The organism is Novosphingobium marinum (assembly GCF_013408095.1).
Classification (GTDB): domain Bacteria; phylum Pseudomonadota; class Alphaproteobacteria; order Sphingomonadales; family Sphingomonadaceae; genus Novosphingobium; species Novosphingobium marinum.
Genome location: NZ_JACBZF010000001.1, coordinates 64,863 through 81,610, shown reverse-complemented (window position 1 = coordinate 81,610; position 16,748 = coordinate 64,863). Strand labels below are relative to the sequence as shown.

Genomic DNA, 16,748 nt, shown 5'->3' with positions numbered 1-16,748 from the left:
GCTGCCGGGTCCGGTCACAGGCCGGAAAAGTCGACCGGCTCGCCGGGCTGCGCCGCCAGGTACCGATCGAGCGTCATGTGCGCATGCCGGATGCGCACTTCCTGATAGTTGGACAGGGTCGCCTCGCCCTTCCTGGACGCCGAGAAACCCTCCTGCTGCCACGCCATGATACTGGTATCCTGATCCATGACCTGCGCGAAACTCGGGCTCATGCCCGGAACCTCCGCGTAGGAATCCTCTACCTTCAGCCGGACCGGTTCGGGCGGCGGCGCCTTGGCTTCGCCCGGCTTCACCTTGCGCAGCACGATCACTTCGAACAGCGCGCGATCGACGCGGTCGTCGAGCGGACGGATCCGGTAGGCGATCGGCAGGACGAGCCCGAGGAAGAAGTGGCTTGCCGGAAACACGAGGTAGCCATTGGTATCGAGCAGTTCGCCCGCGGTCGTCGCCGCGGCATCCTCGGCGGAAAGTCCCTTGCGGTAGATGTCCGCCATCACCTGCCGGGCCGTCATTCCCTCGGGAACATGGACCGGCTCACCCGGTCCGGAGTTGCCGGATAGCATCGCTTCGGCCCTCTCCTGCTCGGTAACGGACCTCGGCAGGTCGGGACTGGTAATGCCGTTCGGCGAGATCACCCGGTTGAGATGCGGTCCGTAGACGTCGTACTGTCCTACCTCGCCGCCGTTTGCGATCAGCAGCTGCGGATGGGTCTCGCGGACGTGGTACGCCTCGAGGAAGGCTTCGGACGCCACCTTCCAGTTGCAGTCCAGTTCCTTCTGGAGGTGCAGCGCCACTTCCCGATCCTCGAGCCGGGACCGTTCAGCGTGATCTGGCAAGACATCGAGATAGTCGAGGAGGTCGGGCGCCTTGGGATCCATGTTCATGAAAACGAATCCGCCCCAGGTCGCGATGCGGACTTCGGGAAGGCGGAAAGCCTCGTCGACCACGTGTGGCAGATCCCAGCGGCTGGGCACCTGTGCAAGCTCGCCTTCCAGTGTCCAGGTCCAGCCGTGGAAGGGGCAGCGAAGCTGCTCGCACCAGCCTTCGGAATGGCTGGGCTTCAGCTTGGTGCCGCGGTGCAGGCAGCTGTTGGGATAGCCCTTGATGCCCTCCTTCGTCCGGACAACCACGATCGAGTGCTTGCCGATGTCGTAAACGTAGTAGTCCCCGACGTCCGCGATATGCTCCTCGCGGCAGACCCACTGCCAGGTGCGGGTCCACATGCGCTCCATCTCGAGGTCGTAGAACGCCCGGTCGGTGTAGCGCGCGAACGGAATGTCCTCGTCGCCCAGGAAGCGATAGGATTCGTCGGCCAGGGTGCCGGGGGGCCTCTCCCCGTCGCGCTCCAGCAGGTGCTGATATGTCATCGCGGGCGAACGCGCCTCTCCCGGACGGATTTCTCGTTCGATCTTGCCCATTTCCTTCGACCTCTCCCAAGGTTCCGCGCATTCGGGCTCTTTTCGGCCCGGCTTTATCGCGCGGCGAGACCCTCGCCATCCTCGCAATCCAGCTGTCAAAAAGCAAGCAGCCTTGCTTGCTTCAAGCGCACCGTATTCCTTTTTGCCTCAGGTTGCCAGAGCAAGTATCTGGCGAACGTCTTCCGGTCCGCGCAATGGCCTGACGTTGGTGCCGCCCCAGATGTCGTGCAGCGTGATTTCCGCCAGCCTGTCGAAATCGGATTGCGAAACTCCGACGTCGCCCAGCGACGTCGGCAAGCCGAGTTCGCCGACCAGCCCGGAAAACTGTTCGTGGACCGGCTTTCCCGGTTCGCCGAAAGCCGCGCTCAGCCGCTCCCGGTTGCGCGCGGCCTCGCCGTTCCAGCGCTGGACCGGCGGCCCCATCACGCATGACGTGTATCCGTGCGGCACGCCCCGCACGCTGCCAAGCGCATGCCCGATCGCGTGGCTCGCGCCCATCGGCACGCCCCCGGCGAGCGGGATGCTTGCCTGCCATGCCCCGACCTGCGAGCGAAGCCGCGCATCGAGGTTCGCCGGATCGGCCTTCGTCTGCCGCAGCGACTCACAAAGCAGCTTCAGGCCGCTTTCTGCGAGGCCATCGTGATACGGGTTCGAATGCTCGCCGCAGAGCGTTTCCACGGCATGATCCACCGCCCGGATTCCCGTCGAAAGCCATAGCCAGTCGGGCGTGTGCACCGTGATCGCGGGATCGAGGACGATCGCGACCGGCGCCATGCGCTCGTGCTGGAAGCCGAGTTTCCTGCCCTGCTCCTCATCGAGGGCTCCGGCAAGGCTGTTGAATTCCGCGCCCGATAGCGTCGTCGGGACGCAGACCACGGGCACTTCGGGAGCCTTGCCCGGGCGCTCGACGATCCCGCCGCCCTCGTCGAAGGCAATTCGCAGGCCGGCAATGGCTCCCGGATCGGTCGCACCATGGGCCAGCGCCAGAGGGAGAACCTTGGCACAGTCGATCACCGAGCCGCCACCGATCGCGACGATCAGGTCCGCCTTCGCATCTTCGGCAGCGCGCGCCGCGCGGGCAATCCGCGACACGGGAGCATGTGCGCCCGGTCCCGGCACCGTCGCTGCATGCCGCGTGCCGAGCTTTCGGGCGATACGGTCGATCTCGTCCGTTTCCCGTTCGAGCGTCGCGGACGCGAGGATGAAAACCCGCCGGGCATCCATCCTTTCCGCCTCTTCGAGCACGGCGGATGCTGCCGGTTTGCCAAGCGTCACCCTTTCGGTAAGCGGCAGGCGGACTTCGAACTGGGTATCGGGCATCGTCTCTCTCTTCCGCGTCAGTGTCTGCGGTCAGGCGGAGAAACTCAACGCGAAAAACAGTCTGGCTTGTCTAAAACATCTGTCGCGGACTATGCAGGTGGCTCTCCGGGCCGTTTCGTTGCCCGGCTTCATCGAACCGCTGTCGAGATATCGCCTTGCCAAGATCAGCCGCCGCCCTTTCCACCCTCGCGCCGCAAGGATTGCCGCGCAAGGACGCAGGTCTGCAGGAACGGCGCAGCGCCGAAACAAGACAGGTAATCCTCGAAGCGACGATCCGGTGCCTGGCGCGGCATGGATATTCGAAGACGACGACGACGCTGGTGGCAAGCGAGGCGCGCGCTTCGCGCGGCGCGATGCTGCACCACTACCCGACGCGGCAGGCCCTGATTGCCGCGACGATCGAATACGCGTTCTACAAGCGCATGAAGACCTTCATCGCCACGATACGATCGTTGAGCGAAAGCGACCGGATCGAGCGGAACAAGGGCATCTTCCTCGAACTCAGGAGCCTCCAGTCCGAGGAATACCAGGCTTATCTCGAGCTGCACGTCGCAGCACGCACCGACCCTGAATTGAGGGATGTCTTCTTTCCGCGCGCCAAGCGCTACGATGCGGTCTGGCGGGACGAGATCGCGAAGGCCTTTCCCGAGTGGACAGAGCTGGGCGAAGCGTTTCCGCGGGCGTGCGAGCTGACGCGCGCCACGCTCGAAGGGCTGATGCTCAACCGCGACATCTGGGACGATCCGGCAAACGAGCGCGTCGTCGTCGAACTGCTCAGCCGCATCCTGACGATGATCCGCGAAGGCCGGATCGAAGTGCCAGAGGCCAGCTAGCGTCGGAATGCCTCGCGCGCGATCAGGCCAAGCTGCACTTCCCTCGCCCCGCCGAAGATCGTCGCGGCGCGGCTATTGAGGTAATCGCCCGGCAGAGCGTCGCTCTCGCTCTCGACTTCGGTTGGCCAGATGGCCCCGTCTTCACCCAGCGCCAGGTGGCCGGCCTCCGCGACGTCCTGTTTCAGCTGGCTCGTTCGCAGCTTGAGGATCGAGGAAATCGGACCCGGATCCTCTCCCGCGGCAAGCGGGCCGAGAATCTTCAACTCGAGCATCTCGAAGACGTCGACGTCGATGGCGACTTCGGCGATGCGGCGACGCGCGTCCGGGTGAATCTCGATGCCCGCAGCCATCCGGCTTTCGAGCACGCGACCGATGCGCTTGAGCGATGCCCGCAACCGGGCCGCGGCGAAACCGCCCGCGCGCTCGAAGCGCAGCAGGAACTTGGCATAGTCCCAGCCCTTCCCCACTTCGCCGACGAGGTTGGACTTCGGCACGCGCACATCCGACAGGAAAACCTGGTTGACGTCGTGATCGCCCCCGATGGAAACGATGGGACGCACTTCCACGCCGGGCGTGTCGAGCGGGATGAGCAGGAAACTGATCCCCGCCTGCTTCGGCCCGTCGCCCGAACCGGTGCGCACGAGCGTGAACATCATGTTGGCGTGGTGGGCATGGGTCTGCCAGATCTTGCTGCCGTTCACGACGTAGTCGTCGCCATCGGGCACGGCGCGCGTCGTCAGCGACGCCAGGTCCGAACCGGCGCCGGGTTCTGAGAAGCCCTGGCACCAGTAATCCTCGTCGGTCAGTATCCGAGGAAGGAACCGGTCCTTCTGCGCCTGTGTGCCGAAGGTGAAGATGACCGGCCCGACCAGCCTCAGTCCGAGCGGGAACACGTAAGGAGCGCCCGCCAGCGCGCACTCGTTCTCGAAGATGAAGCGCTCGAAACCCGTCCAGCCGGTGCCCCCGAATTCCTTCGGCCACATCGGCGCGAGCCAGCCCTTTCCCGCAAGCTTGCGATGCCAGGGCACCGAAATCGCGGGCTCGGGATACACGCCGGTCAGCAACGACTGGCCGCGCCTCGACTCCTCAGGCAGATTTTCCGCGATGAAGTCGCGAACCTCGGCGCGGAAAGCCCGCTGGCTCTCGTCAAGTCGAAGGTTCATGGTGCATCGGTCCCGAGAATTGCGCTCTCTCGGAAACACCCGCTCCCGAGGACGTCGCGCTCGTACCGGTCGAGATGCCGGGCGGAACCGTCCATCGCGCGGAAGGCGGCCAGGTCCCGGAAATAGCCCGCTATCGGCAATTCGTCGCAAACGCCCATGCCGCCGTGCGCCTGGACCGCGTTCTTCGCTACCACGTCGCTGGCCCGGCCGATCTTGTTCTTCGCCGCCGATACGGCGCGGATGCGACTGGACGGGCCGAGGTCCATGGAAAGCGCGGCGAGCAGCGCCGCCGCTTCGGCTTCCTCGCAGGCGACCGACTGGGCAGCGATCATGTGCTCGACTGCCTGGAACCGCGCCAGCGGCCTGCCGAATTGCTCCCTTTCCTGAACGTAGCGCGCCGTCTGTCCGGACGCCGCCCTCATCGCGCCGAGCGCTTTCCAGCACGACGCGAGCGTCAGCTCGTCGAGCAGCTGGTCGACACTGTCAGCCGCGAGAGACCCGTTTTCGGAGGGAATCCTTGCGCGCTCCAGCGTCAGCATCGCGCCGCGACTCTCGTCGAGCAGTCGCTTCGCCGAAACCGACACACCTTCGGTCCCCGGAGTCACGGCGAACGCGCGCCGCTCGCCCTCGCCGGTGTCTGCCAGCAGGACGACAAGGCCCGCTCCCGGCGCTCCGCGCGTGAGAGGCACCGCTCCGGATACGATGTCCGCGTCGCCGGCCTCGGCAATGTCCGCGTTCGACAGGAGCGCCACCGTGGCGTGGATCTCCCCGCTCAGTATCGGGGGAAGCCACCTTTGTGCTGCAGGCGCGTCGAATGCCGTCGCAAGGGCTCGCGCGGCAATGGCGGTTTCGGCGATCGGCTCGACGACGCGGTGGCGTCCGCAACATTCGAGAACCATCGCCAGTTCGAGCGGACCGAACCCAAGGCCGCCCAGGCGCTCGGGCACGGTCAGCGCAAAAAGGCCCAGTTCGGCGAAGGCCGACCGGTTTGCCGGGTCCACCCCGTCCTCTGCGCCGGTCGAGCGCGCGCGGGCGCCGGCTCCATATTCGGCGGACAGGAAACGCTCCGCGCCATCGCGGAACAGGACCTGGTCTTCCGTGTACTCGAGGTTCATCCGGCCTGCCGTTCTCCAGCGAAGTCACGGCACGGTCGCCCCCCTTCCGGAAGCGACCGTGCTCAGGACCTTACCAGGCGTGCGGCTCGCCGTTCCACTTGTAGAAATCGCCCGTCTTGTCGAGCGGCCACCACTCGGCCAGCTTGCGGATTTCGCTCGCGCTTTCCTGGGGGGTGATGTCCGCGTCGGGGCCGCCCATGTCGGTCTGCACGTAACCGGGATGGATGGTGCCGACCACGATGCCGCGATCCTTGAGATCGATGGCGACCGAACGGAACATGCGGTTGAGCCCGTTCTTGGCCGCGACGTAGGGATAGAACCCGCCATAGGGCCACGTCGATGCCGCCAGCTGGCTGGAGAACGCGATGACCTTCGAGCCTTCCGACAGCTTCGGGAGGAACGCGCGCAGGACCCGCAGCGGCCCCTTGAGCATGATCTCGATCGCTTCGTCGAAGGTGTCCCAGTCGCCCGGTTCGAGCATCGGCTCCATTTTTCCGACGATACCGGCGACGATGTAGACGTAGTCGATACCGTCGGCATCGACCGACTTCGCGGCATCGGCAACCGAACTGTCGCTTGTGACATCGGCGGCATGGACGGTCAGCTTGCCGCCCGACGAGGAGGCAAGGCCCGGCAGTTCCCCGGCATTGTCGGGATCGCGGACTAGGGCAAAGACCCGGTCGCCGGCTTCCACGTGCTGCCTGGCCAGTTCCAGACCGATACCGCGGGATGCACCCGCGACGATTACGTTTGCCATACTAGTTCCTCTCCTCGAGCCAGTCGTTCAGTACTTCGTGAAAAAAGCGCACGCGCGTTTCCTGGTCGGAAAGATACGCGTCCTGGTATCCGCGCGAATGCATCCCGGCCTGCATGTTCTCGGCCAGTTCCATGTCCTGGTAGACGATCTGGCCGGCCAGTTCGGGGACGCCGCGCCCGCCGTCGAAATCGCGGTGTTCGCAGGTTTCAACTTCCTTGAGGGGCTTCTTGCCCGCCATGATGGATTCGACCTCGTCCTGCCCCTCGACGGGGAAGGCCATGCACCACAGGTCGAAATAGCACTTCTCCGGATCGTCCGGATGCGGCTCGGACCGGAAGAAGATGAGGTTGTCCGGCAGGAAGCTGATCGTGACGTTCGGGAACATCACCGTGTGCGGGCTGTCGGTGATTTCCTCGTCGTTCATGTTCTCGTAGTGGACGTAGCCCTTTTCCTTCCACTGCGCCTGCTTCGCCGCCTTGAGGTCCTTCCAGCCCTGGAGCGCGAATTCCTCGTAGCTTTCGTACTTGTCGGGATCGATTCCCCAGAACTTGAGGATGCCGGCAAACATGTGGTCGTAGCCGCCTGCAGGCCTGTCGGTCAGCGACGGGCGCATCGGCTGGACGGTGCGGCCATGTCCCTTGGGCCACATTTCGTGACGCGCGGAATCGACGTCCTGGTCGATCCAGGGCGGCACCTGGGGATGCGCGGTTCGGGTATGGTAGCTTTCCGAGAAGTTGTCGGTGACGAACTTCCAGTTGGCGTTGATGGCGATACGATACCAGACCACGCGCACGGCGGTTTCCATCGGGTAGCGCTGGAAAAGCTGCGGCATCGGGTCGAGGAAATCGTAAAGGTCGGGCGCGTTGTCGTCCATCGTGTACCAGACGAAACCGCCCCAGGTATCGCAGCGAACGGGCTTGAGCTTCAGCTTGCCACAAGGGTTCCCGGCAGAGAAGTCGACGTCGGCGTCCTGTGCGTGATCGAGCGTTCCGTCCTTGGCATAATGCCACCCGTGATACGGACAGGTGATGCCGTCGACCGAGCTCGATTCATCGACCATGCGCATGCCGCGGTGGGCGCAGGAATTGTAGTACGCCTTTATGGAACCATCGTCCTGCCGCATGCAGATGACCGATTCCTTCAGGAAGTTGTGGACGAGGAAATCGCCCGCTTCGGGAATGTCGGCGGTCCGCCCGGCGACATGCCATATGCGCGTCCAGAGCTTGTCCCACTCCTTCTGGGCGAATTCCTTCGAAAAATAACGGTCGCCGGTAAGCTTGTCGCCGCGCAGGTTGGACGGATCACGGCCATCCATCGGCGGCGGAACGGTCATCTGCTTGTTCATCTCGCTGGTCCTCTCTCCAGAGTTTACGAATCCCCGTCCTTTTCGAACTTCGGCAAATTGTACGCCGCCTGTCAAAACAGGCAACCCTGACGGTTTTGTCAGCCGCTGCCGTAGAGGTCTCTAAGGGTTTTGAGCAACATGGCCCGCAAGGCCGCGCTCCGCTCGTGACTCTCGGTCGCCGGCAGTTTCAGCAGCGTACCGATGTGGACAGCCTCGGCGAATTCGCTCGCAATTCGCAGCTTGTCCGCCCGTTCTCCCCAGTTGGAGAAGGCCTTGCGCATCTCGCGGTGCCAGATTTCCTGGAAGTGCCGCTGCGCCGGGTCGAAAACGGCGGCCAGTTCGCTGTCCGAACGAGCGGCCACAGCCAGGTGCAGGTACGCCGTGTATTCGCGGCCCTTTACCGATTGCCAGTGCAACTCCTCGGCAATTGCCAGCCAGTCGCCTTCGTCGCTTTCGCGAACCTGGCTCAGGTAGTCGTCGAGGAAATAGCGCATCCTCTTGTAGAAAACGTACTCGGTCAGCGACAGCACGAGTTCGGTTCGGCTCGCGAAATGATGATGCATCGCGCCGCGCGACAACCGGGCGCGCCGTGCCACTTCATTGGTCGAAAGCGCGGCATAGCCGCCGTCGAACAGGACATCTATCGCCGATTCGAGGATCGCCTCGCGGGTCAGGGAGCTCTTGCGCTGCTGCCAGGGCAGGCCTTCCTTCGATACGAAGAGCGGGAATTCCTTGGCCAGCACCGCGCTCGAATGATCGAACGGCTTCATGGGCAAAGCCTATTCCCGCCGTTTCGTTCGACGCCACTAATCAAACTCATAGTAGCTTGCCAGCCGGCCACCGTGGCAAAACCGGCAGCGCTACCTGTTTTGCCGGGCGAAGCGCAGCGCCAACCTACCTAGCAAAAACCTTAGGTTGAACGTTTGCCCCGCGCAGCAGAAACAGTCACAAGCGCCGGTTTTTTTCGGCGGAAGGATAAGCTGATCGGACCGCATCAATACGGTTCGGCGCCAAGGAGGGGGAATGTCATGAAGAGGAATGCAGTGCGCCTGCTTGCCGGTCTTTCGCTGGCGGCGATGTGCCAGTCTCAGGCTTTTGCGCAGGATATCGACGAGCCGCAGCCAACCGCCGGCGTCCGCGATATCGTCGTCACCGCGCAGAAGCGCGAACAGAACCTCCAGGACGTTCCCATTTCGGTCGCGGCAGTCGGCGGAGACGCGGTGCGCGACCTTAACGCCGGCACGCTGCAAGGCCTTGAAGGCGCGGTCCCCAACGTCGAGATCGGTACCTTCTCCAACACGCCGAACACCGCCGTCTTCACCATCCGCGGCATCGGCGTCATCGAACCCGATCCCTATGCGGGTAACACCGTGGGCATCGTCGTCGACGGCCAGCCGCAGTTCTTCTCGATGGGCGCGCTGCTCGACCTTTACGACGTGAACCGCATCGAGGTGCTGCGCGGTCCGCAGGGAACCCTGTTCGGGGCGAACACGACAGGCGGCGTCGTCAACGTCATCAACAACGAGCCGGTCAACGAGTTCGAGGGCCGCGTCGATGCGCTCTACGGCAACTACGACCAGTTCCAGATCGGCGGCGTGCTCAACGTGCCGCTCGGCGACACGCTCGCCGCGCGCTTCGCGGTCAACCACAACGAGCGCGACGGCTACGTCACCAACGTCGTCAATGGCGAGGACATGGGCCACCGCAACGTGACGCTGTTCCGCGCATCGCTGAAGTACGACAGCGGCAACTTTGAAGCCCTGCTCACCGGTGAGTACGATCGTGCGCGCAACGGCTCGCCGATCGTCGTCGCCGGCAACGTCCCCGCCGATGTCGAGTACGTACCCGAAGGCTTCATGAACATGTACGCCTCGCCCTGTCTTCCGGCCGGCACGCGATGCGAGGCGCCCGACCGCTATTTCTCGGCGCGCGACGGTGGTCCGCTCAACGACACGCCCGATCAGTCGGACATGAACAACTACCGTGTCATCCTCGACATGACGCTGAGCGATACGGCGATCGGCGACATCACCTCGATCACCGCTTACCGCGAGTTCGACCTCTTCGAATACACCGACCAGGACGGCACGCCCATTTTCCTGATCGACACCGAACGCCTGACACAGGGCTGGCAGTTCAGCCAGGAGCTTCGCACCTCGGTCGAACTGGGCGACAGCATCGACCTGCTGCTGGGCGGCTTCTACATGAAGACGCACTACGACCACTACCAGAAGCTGCGCATCGATTTTTCGGGCGGCGTAACCTACGACTTTGCCACGGGTGACGTGACCAAGGGCTTCCCGGGACTCTACCAGTTGAACCTGCAGGACCAGGACAACCAGTCGATCAGTTTCTTTGCGCAAAGCTACATCGACATTACCGATCGCCTCAAGGCGCAGGCCGGCATCCGCTACACGTACGAAAAGACCGAGATGCTCGCGTCAACCGCTACCAGCTTTGCGCCCGGCGGCGTGACGACCTTCGAGGGCGTGGCTCCCGATGGTACGCCCAACACCGACCTCGGAACGGCGGCACCGCCGCTCGGCACGGAAAGCTGGAACAACGTCGGCTGGAAGCTTGGCCTGGATTACGAGGTCAACCCCGATGTCCTCGTCTACGGGTACTGGGCGCGGGGCTTCAAGTCCGGAGGTTTTACCGGTCGTATCGGCATCCCGCAGGACCTTGGTCCCTACGATCCCGAGAAGGTCGACACCTTCGAAGTCGGCCTGAAGGGCGACTTCTTCGATCGCCTCCTGCGTTTCAACATGGCGGCGTTCTACACCAACTACCGCGACATGCAGCTGGCCCAGATCTATTTCATCGGATCGGGCGCCGATCTCGTGCAGGGCAACACGATCCTGAACGCGGCTTCGTCAGACATCTGGGGCGTGGAGCTGGAAACGATCCTCGCTCCCACCGAAGGGCTGACGATTAACGCTTCGCTAGCCTACCTGAGCGCCGAGTACGCTGACTTCGACTACATCCTGCCCACCGGCGAGATGATCGACCTGAGCGGAGAACGCCTGCAGAACGCACCGAAATGGACTGCCAGCATCGGCTTCATGTACGAGAACGACATTTCGGACGCGATCGGCATCCGGTTCGGCGCGAACTACCAGTACAGCTCGGAGAAGCTGCTCACCTCGATCATCGACACGGCGCGGGCCAGCATTCAGCCGACCCACATCGTGAACGCGAACGCTGATCTCATCTTCAACGAGATGTATTCGATCGGCGTGTTCGCCACGAACCTGTTCGACGAGCGGTACATCAACTCGGTGTTCGATTCCCCGGGCACCCTCGGCCTCACCAACTACGCTCCGCCGAGGATGTACGGCGTAAAGGCGTCGGTCGAATTCTGATGCAGGATGCCGCGTCAGCCAGGCCCGCCGTTTCGCCGGACGACCTGGCTGCCCGGCACCAGATCCTGAATGCACTTGCGGTTCACAGCCGGGGAGTCGATCGTGCCGACGCGACGCTCCTCGGCTCCGCCTACCACGACGATGCGACGGTCGATTACGGGTTCTTCGCCGGACCGGCAAAGGACCTCGTCGCAATCCTCGCCGATGCGCAGGCCGGCACGCCGCCGACGCTGCATCGCACCGCCGCGCCGTTCATCCGCGTGAGCGGCGATACCGCGGTCTCCGAAAGCTACGTTATCGCCTATGTCGAGGAAGCCGATGCGCAGCGCATCGTGTTCGGCCGCTACCTCGACCGGCACGAGGGCCGCGACGGCGTCTGGCGCCTGACCCACCGGCAATACCTGCTCGAAGGCAATTCGAACCGGCCCAACAGCAACGCGCGCCCGGCAGCACCCGGCGACGATCCGAACTACGTGCCGCAAGGCGGAAAGCGCGGGGCCGATCCCGGCTCGGCATTTCTCTCCCACTTTCGAGCTAAGGGAAAATCCATGGCATCAGCATCGCCCGCGTCGACCGGTCTCGACGCTGCCCTCGCGCGCGCGGAAATCCAGGATCTCGTCATGAGCTACTGCCGCGGGGTCGATCGTGGCGACGGGGACCTCCTGCGCTCTATCTTCGCCGACGACGCCACCGTCTCGCTCGGCATCACGAACGGGACGGCGAGCCAGTTCGCACAGGACATCGTGGCCTTTGTCACCAGCGATGTCGTCGAAGTCGTGTTTCACTCCGTCGCGAACCAGTGGATTGAGGTTCGCGGCGACAGCGCGGTGGGCGAGCACTACGCCATCGCGAACATGGTCAGCCAGGGGCAGGAAACGCTGACCGGCGGCCGCTACCTCGACAGCTACGAGAAACGCGACGGCCGGTGGCTGATCGTCGAGCGGGTGTTCGTGACCGACTGGACCTCGACCCAGCCTTCGACGATGCAGAAGGACGGCATCTACGAAGCCCTGAGCTGGGGCCGCAACGACATGAGCGACCCCGTGTACGATTTATGGAGAAGCGCCGGAGGCTGAATATGGCAACGTTGGCCGAACCCGTACCCGCCCACGTGTCGCCCGACAGGGTGGCCGACATCGACGTTTACGCGCCCCCGGGACAGGCGGAGGATTATCACGCGGCCTGGGCCGACCTCCAGGCGAAGCTGCCCAGCCTTGTCTGGACCCCGCGCAACGAGGGTCACTGGATCGCGCTCGGCGGAGAGGTGCTTGCCGAAGTCCAGTCCGATTACGAACGGTTTTCGAACCGGATAATCGTGATCCCCAAGTCGGTCGGCGAACATCACCACCTTATCCCCACGACGATCGATCCTCCCGATCATCGCCCCTACCGCAAGCTCCTGAACGACAACCTGCTTCCCTCGGCGATCAGGGGCCTGCGCGAATCGATCCGCGACACCGCTGCGGACCTGATCGAGGGTTTCCAGGCGGACGGGCACTGCAATTTCACGACGGAATACGCGCAGATCTTCCCGATCCGCATATTCCTCGCGCTCGTCGACATGCCTGAAAGCGATGCGCCGATGATCCGGCACTGGGCGCTGTGCATGACGCGGCCCGACATGGACATGTCGTTCGAGGATGCGAAGGCGGCATTCTACGAGTACGTAGCCCCGGTGGTGCGCGAACGCAGCGCCAATCCCGGCGACGACATGATCAGCAAGATGCTCGATGCCGACATGGGCGGTCGCAAGCTCGGTTTCGAGGAATCGCTTTCGCTGGTCACGCAGGTGCTGATCGCGGGGGTCGACACGGTGGTCAATTTCCTCGGCTACGCGATGCTCGCCATCGCGCAGGACAGCGACCTGCGCAGGGCGCTCGTCGAACATCCGCAAGGCACCATCGCAACCGTCCACGAGCTTTTCCGGCGTTTCGGCCTCGTCACGATCGCGCGCGAGGTGCGCAACGACATCGAATTCCACGGCGTTCAGCTGAAGGCCGGCGAGATGGTCTGCATCCCGACCGTGGTGCATGGCATCGACCCGGCGCAGAACGAGGATCCGATGAAGATCGATCCGATGCGCAAGCGCTCGCCGCATTCCACCTTCGGCAGCGGGCCGCACATGTGCCCCGGCCAGGAACTCGCGCGAAACGAAGTGGCCATCACCATCGAGGAGTGGCTCAAGCGCATCCCCGAATTCCGCGTCGCGCCGGACAGCGACCTGACCAACGACGGCGGCATCGTCGCCAGCGTTCGCAAGCTTTGCCTCGAATGGGAGACCCGATGACTACCGAGCACAAGGAAGGCGGCTGCCTCTGCGGAAAGGTTCGCTACAGCGTTGCCTGGCCTCCCCTGACGATCGTGACCTGCGCATGCGCCAACTGCCAGCGGCATTCGGGCGGCGCGGTATCCGTGATCGCGGTTTCGAAGCGCGAGGATCTGGACCTCAGGGGCGACCTCAGGAGCTATACCGACAAGGGCCATACCGGGGGCGATGTCTACCGCGAGTTCTGCCCGAATTGCGGCTCCGCCGTCATCACCGACACGCCCACCGCCCGCGCGAACGAGATCATCTTCATCAAGGCCGGCACGCTCGACGAGACCCGCGATCTCGAGCCTTCGGCGCATTGCTGGACGGGCGAGGGCCAGAAGTGGATGGTCTACCCCGAAGGCGCTCCGACGATGATCCAGCAAGAGGACTTCTGATGGGCCGCATGGACGGCCGCGTCGCGCTCGTCACAGGCGGCGCTTCCGGGTTGGGAGCGGCCGACGCGCGCGTTCTCACGCGTGAGGGCGCGGCGGTCGTCATCACCGACGTTCAGGATGACCTGGGTTCGAAGGTTGCTTCGTCGATCGGGGAAAAGTGCGTCTACCTTCATCAGGACGTCCGGGACGAAGATCGCTGGACCGCTGTCGTGAACGAGACGATCGACCGGTTCGGAAGGCTGGATACGCTCGTCAACAACGCCGGCCTCGTGCGCTTCGGCACCATCGAGGAGCTTGGCTACGAGGACTTTCGCCTGCAGACCGAGGTCATGCTCAACGGAGCGTTCCTTGGCTGCAAGGCCGCGATCCCGCACATGTCCAGGGACGGCTCCGGCTCGATCGTCAACATGGCCTCGGTCGCGGCCATGAAGGGCATTTCGGTGATCCCTGCCTACAGCGCTGCGAAAGCGGGGATCGTCGCCATGACCCGCTCGATCGCGGTCCACTGCCGCGAACAGGGTTACCGCATCCGGTGCAACGCCATCGTGCCGGGCGCGATTGCCACCCCGATGACGCAGCAGGCGGTCTCGGAACTGCCGGCCGACAGCGCCGGACTGGAACAGTCGACCGACCACGGAATGGGGGAGCCGGAGGACGTGGCCAACATGGTGCTGTACCTCGCCAGCGACGAGGGGCGGCATATCACCGGCACGACCATCACCATCGACAACGGCGAGACGATGGCGTGACCTTTCGGAGACGTTGAATGGCAACCGTTATCAAGGAACACGGCCTTCCGACGAAGGCGAAGTCCGAAACCCCTGCCCGCTGCCCCGGCGAAACAGTGCAGGACATCGTAGCACGCGACGCGGTACCGCCGCCGCAGGTGCTTCGGCTCGTCGAGCCTGTCGATCTCGACAAGGCGCCGGTCTCGGTCGACCGGTATTTCGACCAGGATATCTTCGACCGCGAAATCGAGACGATCTGGAAGAAGACCTGGCAGTGGGTGTGCCGCGAGGATCACATTCCGGAGCCGGGCGATTTCTACACCTACGAGGTCGCGCACCTGTCCTACCTCGTCGTCCGGCAGGGTGATGGCAGCGTCAAGGGCTTCGTGAACTCGTGCATGCATCGCTGCACCAAGTTCAAGCGCGGCGAGGGTATCGGCAGCGCCGACAACATTCGGTGTCCCTATCACGGCTGGACCTGGAACAACGACGGATCGCTGAAGGCGGTGCCCTGCGCCTGGGACTTCGATCAGGTCGACCCCGCCGAAACCGCGCTGCCCGAAGTCCGCATCGCGCACTGGGGCGGCTTCATCTTCCTGAACCCGTCGAGCGAGGGTCCTTCGCTCGATGAATTCCTGGCGCCGCTGCCGGAGCATTTCAGGGACTGGCACATCGACAAGCGCTACGTCGAACTGCACGTGGCGAAGGAACTGCCGTGCAACTGGAAGACCGCGCAGGAAGCCTTCCTTGAATCCTATCACGTCCTCGAGACGCATCCGCAGCTCCTGACGGGCGTTGGCGACGCGAACGTCCAGTACGACATTCACAGCGACCACGTGACCCGCTTCTACGCTGCCGGCGGCGTCAATTCGCCGCACCTTGCCGAGCCGCTTTCCGAACAGGAACTCGTCAACACGATGATGGTCGGCGACCGCTCGGTCCTCGACGACATGCAGGTCGGCGAAGGCGAAAGCGCGCGCACCGTCATGGCCCGTTTCCTGCGCAAGGTCATGGGCGAGAAATACAGGACCGATCTGTCGCAATATTCGGACAGCGAGATGATCGATACCATCGAGTATCACGTCTTCCCGAACATGGTGCTCTTTCCGGGGCTGTCGCTTCCGATGGCCTATCGCTTCAGGCCGATCGGGACCGATCCCAACCGCACGCTTTTCGAAGTGCTGTTTCTTCGCCCCGTTCCCGACGAAGGCGAGGCTCCCGAGCCGCCCGAACCTTATCGTATCAGCGAGGACGAGAGCTATGCTTCCGCCCCCGGTTTCGATGCCGGCATGGGTCATGTCTACGATCAGGACACGGACAACCTGCGCGCGCAGCAACAAGGATTCCGCGCGAGCAAGCGAGGGACGCAGCATCTCGGCAATTACCAGGAGGCGCGGATCAGGCACTTCCAGATGGTGATCGACAAATATCTCGCAACGGAGACCTGATCGCAATGGGCAAGGAATTCGATCTGGAAGCGGAAATCCGCGACCTCGCGGCACGGCGGGACATCATGGACGCGGCACACCGATACATGCGCGGCCTCGACCGGCTGGACAGGGACCTTCTGCTGAGCGCGTTCCACGAGGATGCGCATGTCGATGTCGGGATGCATGCAGGAGCACGCGAAACCTTCGCCGATTTCGCGCTCGGCTTTCTCGAACAGATGGCCGGCACGCATCACATGCTCGGACAGATCAGGATCGAGATGCACGATGCCGGGAACGCCAGCGGGGAATGCTATTTCCAGGCGTGGCACGACGTGAAGAACGAAGCGGGCGAAGATCGCGACCTGTTCATCTCGGGTCGATACATCGACGAATATGCCTGTCGGAATGGCGAGTGGCGGATCGTCCGCAGGCGCCTTATATCGGACTGGACGACGGACCACCCGGCCTCGCGCGGTTTCTTCGATCAGGGAAATCCGCACAGGCTCGGACGGCGTGGCGAGGATTTCAGCGACACGCGCGACTGGCCCGCATAATTCCTGAGGGAAGAGGA

15 protein-coding genes are annotated in these 16,748 nt (G+C 63.7%); 8 read left to right on the top strand and 7 right to left on the bottom strand.

Going from position 1 to position 16,748, the window contains the following annotated elements; all coding sequences use genetic code 11:
- Window positions 1-14: 14 nt before the first annotated feature.
- Together FHS75_RS00410 and FHS75_RS00405 are read right to left on the bottom strand one after the other, a co-directional pair.
- Window positions 15-1,418 (bottom strand): aromatic ring-hydroxylating oxygenase subunit alpha, encoded by a 1,404-nt coding sequence (locus FHS75_RS00410; protein WP_179405752.1) that lies wholly within the window; start codon window positions 1,416-1,418, stop codon window positions 15-17.
- Between the two features lie 147 nt (window positions 1,419-1,565).
- On the bottom strand, window positions 1,566-2,738 hold the full coding sequence (locus FHS75_RS00405) for an iron-containing alcohol dehydrogenase (RefSeq protein ID WP_179405751.1): 1,173 nt from the start codon (window positions 2,736-2,738) through the stop codon (window positions 1,566-1,568).
- 155 nt (window positions 2,739-2,893) lie between these two features.
- Between FHS75_RS00405 and FHS75_RS00400 the strand changes: the two genes are divergently transcribed.
- Window positions 2,894-3,571, top strand: a complete 678-nt coding sequence (locus tag FHS75_RS00400) for a TetR/AcrR family transcriptional regulator (protein WP_179405750.1) — start codon at window positions 2,894-2,896, stop codon at window positions 3,569-3,571.
- Here the strand turns inward: FHS75_RS00400 and FHS75_RS00395 are convergent.
- From FHS75_RS00395 to FHS75_RS00375, 5 genes are all read right to left on the bottom strand, one after another.
- Complete coding sequence (locus FHS75_RS00395) at window positions 3,568-4,734, bottom strand: acyl-CoA dehydrogenase family protein (protein ID WP_179405749.1); 1,167 nt, start codon at window positions 4,732-4,734, stop codon at window positions 3,568-3,570. The two genes, FHS75_RS00400 and FHS75_RS00395, sit on opposite strands and share 4 nt — an antisense overlap.
- A complete protein-coding gene (locus FHS75_RS00390; RefSeq protein ID WP_179405748.1) occupies window positions 4,731-5,849 on the bottom strand; it encodes an acyl-CoA dehydrogenase family protein in 1,119 nt (372 codons plus the stop codon). Before FHS75_RS00390 ends, FHS75_RS00395 begins: the two co-directional genes overlap by 4 nt.
- Window positions 5,850-5,919: 70 nt before the next feature.
- The gene (locus FHS75_RS00385; RefSeq protein WP_179405747.1) at window positions 5,920-6,606 is read right to left on the bottom strand and encodes an SDR family NAD(P)-dependent oxidoreductase; all 687 of its coding nucleotides are present in this window, start codon (window positions 6,604-6,606) and stop codon (window positions 5,920-5,922) included.
- A 1-nt stretch (window position 6,607) separates the two neighbouring features.
- Window positions 6,608-7,951, bottom strand: a complete 1,344-nt coding sequence (locus FHS75_RS00380) for an aromatic ring-hydroxylating oxygenase subunit alpha (protein ID WP_179405746.1) — start codon at window positions 7,949-7,951, stop codon at window positions 6,608-6,610.
- A 98-nt stretch (window positions 7,952-8,049) separates the two neighbouring features.
- Complete coding sequence (locus FHS75_RS00375) at window positions 8,050-8,721, bottom strand: TetR/AcrR family transcriptional regulator (RefSeq protein WP_179405745.1); 672 nt, start codon at window positions 8,719-8,721, stop codon at window positions 8,050-8,052.
- Window positions 8,722-8,979: 258 nt separating this feature from the next.
- Between FHS75_RS00375 and FHS75_RS00370 the strand changes: the two genes are divergently transcribed.
- From FHS75_RS00370 to FHS75_RS00340, 7 genes are read left to right on the top strand one after another with little or no spacing between them, the layout of a single operon-like run.
- Entirely contained in the window at window positions 8,980-11,313 is a 2,334-nt protein-coding gene (locus FHS75_RS00370) for a TonB-dependent receptor (protein ID WP_179405744.1), read from the top strand.
- Window positions 11,313-12,389, top strand: a complete 1,077-nt coding sequence (locus tag FHS75_RS00365; RefSeq protein ID WP_179405743.1) for a nuclear transport factor 2 family protein — start codon at window positions 11,313-11,315, stop codon at window positions 12,387-12,389. Before FHS75_RS00370 ends, FHS75_RS00365 begins: the two co-directional genes overlap by 1 nt.
- 2 nt (window positions 12,390-12,391) lie before the next feature.
- The gene (locus FHS75_RS00360) at window positions 12,392-13,600 is read left to right on the top strand and encodes a cytochrome P450 (protein WP_179405742.1); all 1,209 of its coding nucleotides are present in this window, start codon (window positions 12,392-12,394) and stop codon (window positions 13,598-13,600) included.
- Window positions 13,597-14,019: a GFA family protein gene (locus tag FHS75_RS00355; protein ID WP_179405741.1), complete on the top strand. Its 423-nt coding sequence runs from the start codon at window positions 13,597-13,599 to the stop codon at window positions 14,017-14,019. The genes FHS75_RS00360 and FHS75_RS00355 overlap by 4 nt, the downstream gene beginning before the upstream one ends.
- On the top strand, window positions 14,019-14,768 hold the full coding sequence (locus FHS75_RS00350) for an SDR family oxidoreductase (RefSeq protein WP_179405740.1): 750 nt from the start codon (window positions 14,019-14,021) through the stop codon (window positions 14,766-14,768). Before FHS75_RS00355 ends, FHS75_RS00350 begins: the two co-directional genes overlap by 1 nt.
- 17 nt (window positions 14,769-14,785) lie before the next feature.
- Window positions 14,786-16,195: an aromatic ring-hydroxylating oxygenase subunit alpha gene (locus FHS75_RS00345; RefSeq protein WP_179405739.1), complete on the top strand. Its 1,410-nt coding sequence runs from the start codon at window positions 14,786-14,788 to the stop codon at window positions 16,193-16,195.
- Window positions 16,196-16,200: 5 nt separating this feature from the next.
- On the top strand, window positions 16,201-16,731 hold the full coding sequence (locus FHS75_RS00340; RefSeq protein WP_179405738.1) for a nuclear transport factor 2 family protein: 531 nt from the start codon (window positions 16,201-16,203) through the stop codon (window positions 16,729-16,731).
- Window positions 16,732-16,748: the final 17 nt, after the last annotated feature.

Excerpts from the sequence above, each read along its gene's own strand:
- FHS75_RS00410 (WP_179405752.1), bottom strand. The coding sequence starts at position 1,418 with ATGGGCAAGATCGAACGAGAAATCCGTCCGGGAGAGGCGCGTTCGCCC.
- FHS75_RS00405 (WP_179405751.1), bottom strand. The coding sequence starts at position 2,738 with ATGCCCGATACCCAGTTCGAAGTCCGCCTGCCGCTTACCGAAAGGGTG.
- FHS75_RS00395 (WP_179405749.1), bottom strand. The coding sequence starts at position 4,734 with ATGAACCTTCGACTTGACGAGAGCCAGCGGGCTTTCCGCGCCGAGGTT.
- FHS75_RS00390 (WP_179405748.1), bottom strand. The coding sequence starts at position 5,849 with ATGAACCTCGAGTACACGGAAGACCAGGTCCTGTTCCGCGATGGCGCG.
- FHS75_RS00385 (WP_179405747.1), bottom strand. The coding sequence starts at position 6,606 with ATGGCAAACGTAATCGTCGCGGGTGCATCCCGCGGTATCGGTCTGGAA.
- FHS75_RS00380 (WP_179405746.1), bottom strand. The coding sequence starts at position 7,951 with ATGAACAAGCAGATGACCGTTCCGCCGCCGATGGATGGCCGTGATCCG.
- FHS75_RS00375 (WP_179405745.1), bottom strand. The coding sequence starts at position 8,721 with ATGAAGCCGTTCGATCATTCGAGCGCGGTGCTGGCCAAGGAATTCCCG.
- FHS75_RS00370 (WP_179405744.1), top strand. The coding sequence starts at position 8,980 with ATGAAGAGGAATGCAGTGCGCCTGCTTGCCGGTCTTTCGCTGGCGGCG.
- FHS75_RS00365 (WP_179405743.1), top strand. The coding sequence starts at position 11,313 with ATGCAGGATGCCGCGTCAGCCAGGCCCGCCGTTTCGCCGGACGACCTG.
- FHS75_RS00360 (WP_179405742.1), top strand. The coding sequence starts at position 12,392 with ATGGCAACGTTGGCCGAACCCGTACCCGCCCACGTGTCGCCCGACAGG.
- FHS75_RS00355 (WP_179405741.1), top strand. The coding sequence starts at position 13,597 with ATGACTACCGAGCACAAGGAAGGCGGCTGCCTCTGCGGAAAGGTTCGC.
- FHS75_RS00350 (WP_179405740.1), top strand. The coding sequence starts at position 14,019 with ATGGGCCGCATGGACGGCCGCGTCGCGCTCGTCACAGGCGGCGCTTCC.
- FHS75_RS00345 (WP_179405739.1), top strand. The coding sequence starts at position 14,786 with ATGGCAACCGTTATCAAGGAACACGGCCTTCCGACGAAGGCGAAGTCC.
- FHS75_RS00340 (WP_179405738.1), top strand. The coding sequence starts at position 16,201 with ATGGGCAAGGAATTCGATCTGGAAGCGGAAATCCGCGACCTCGCGGCA.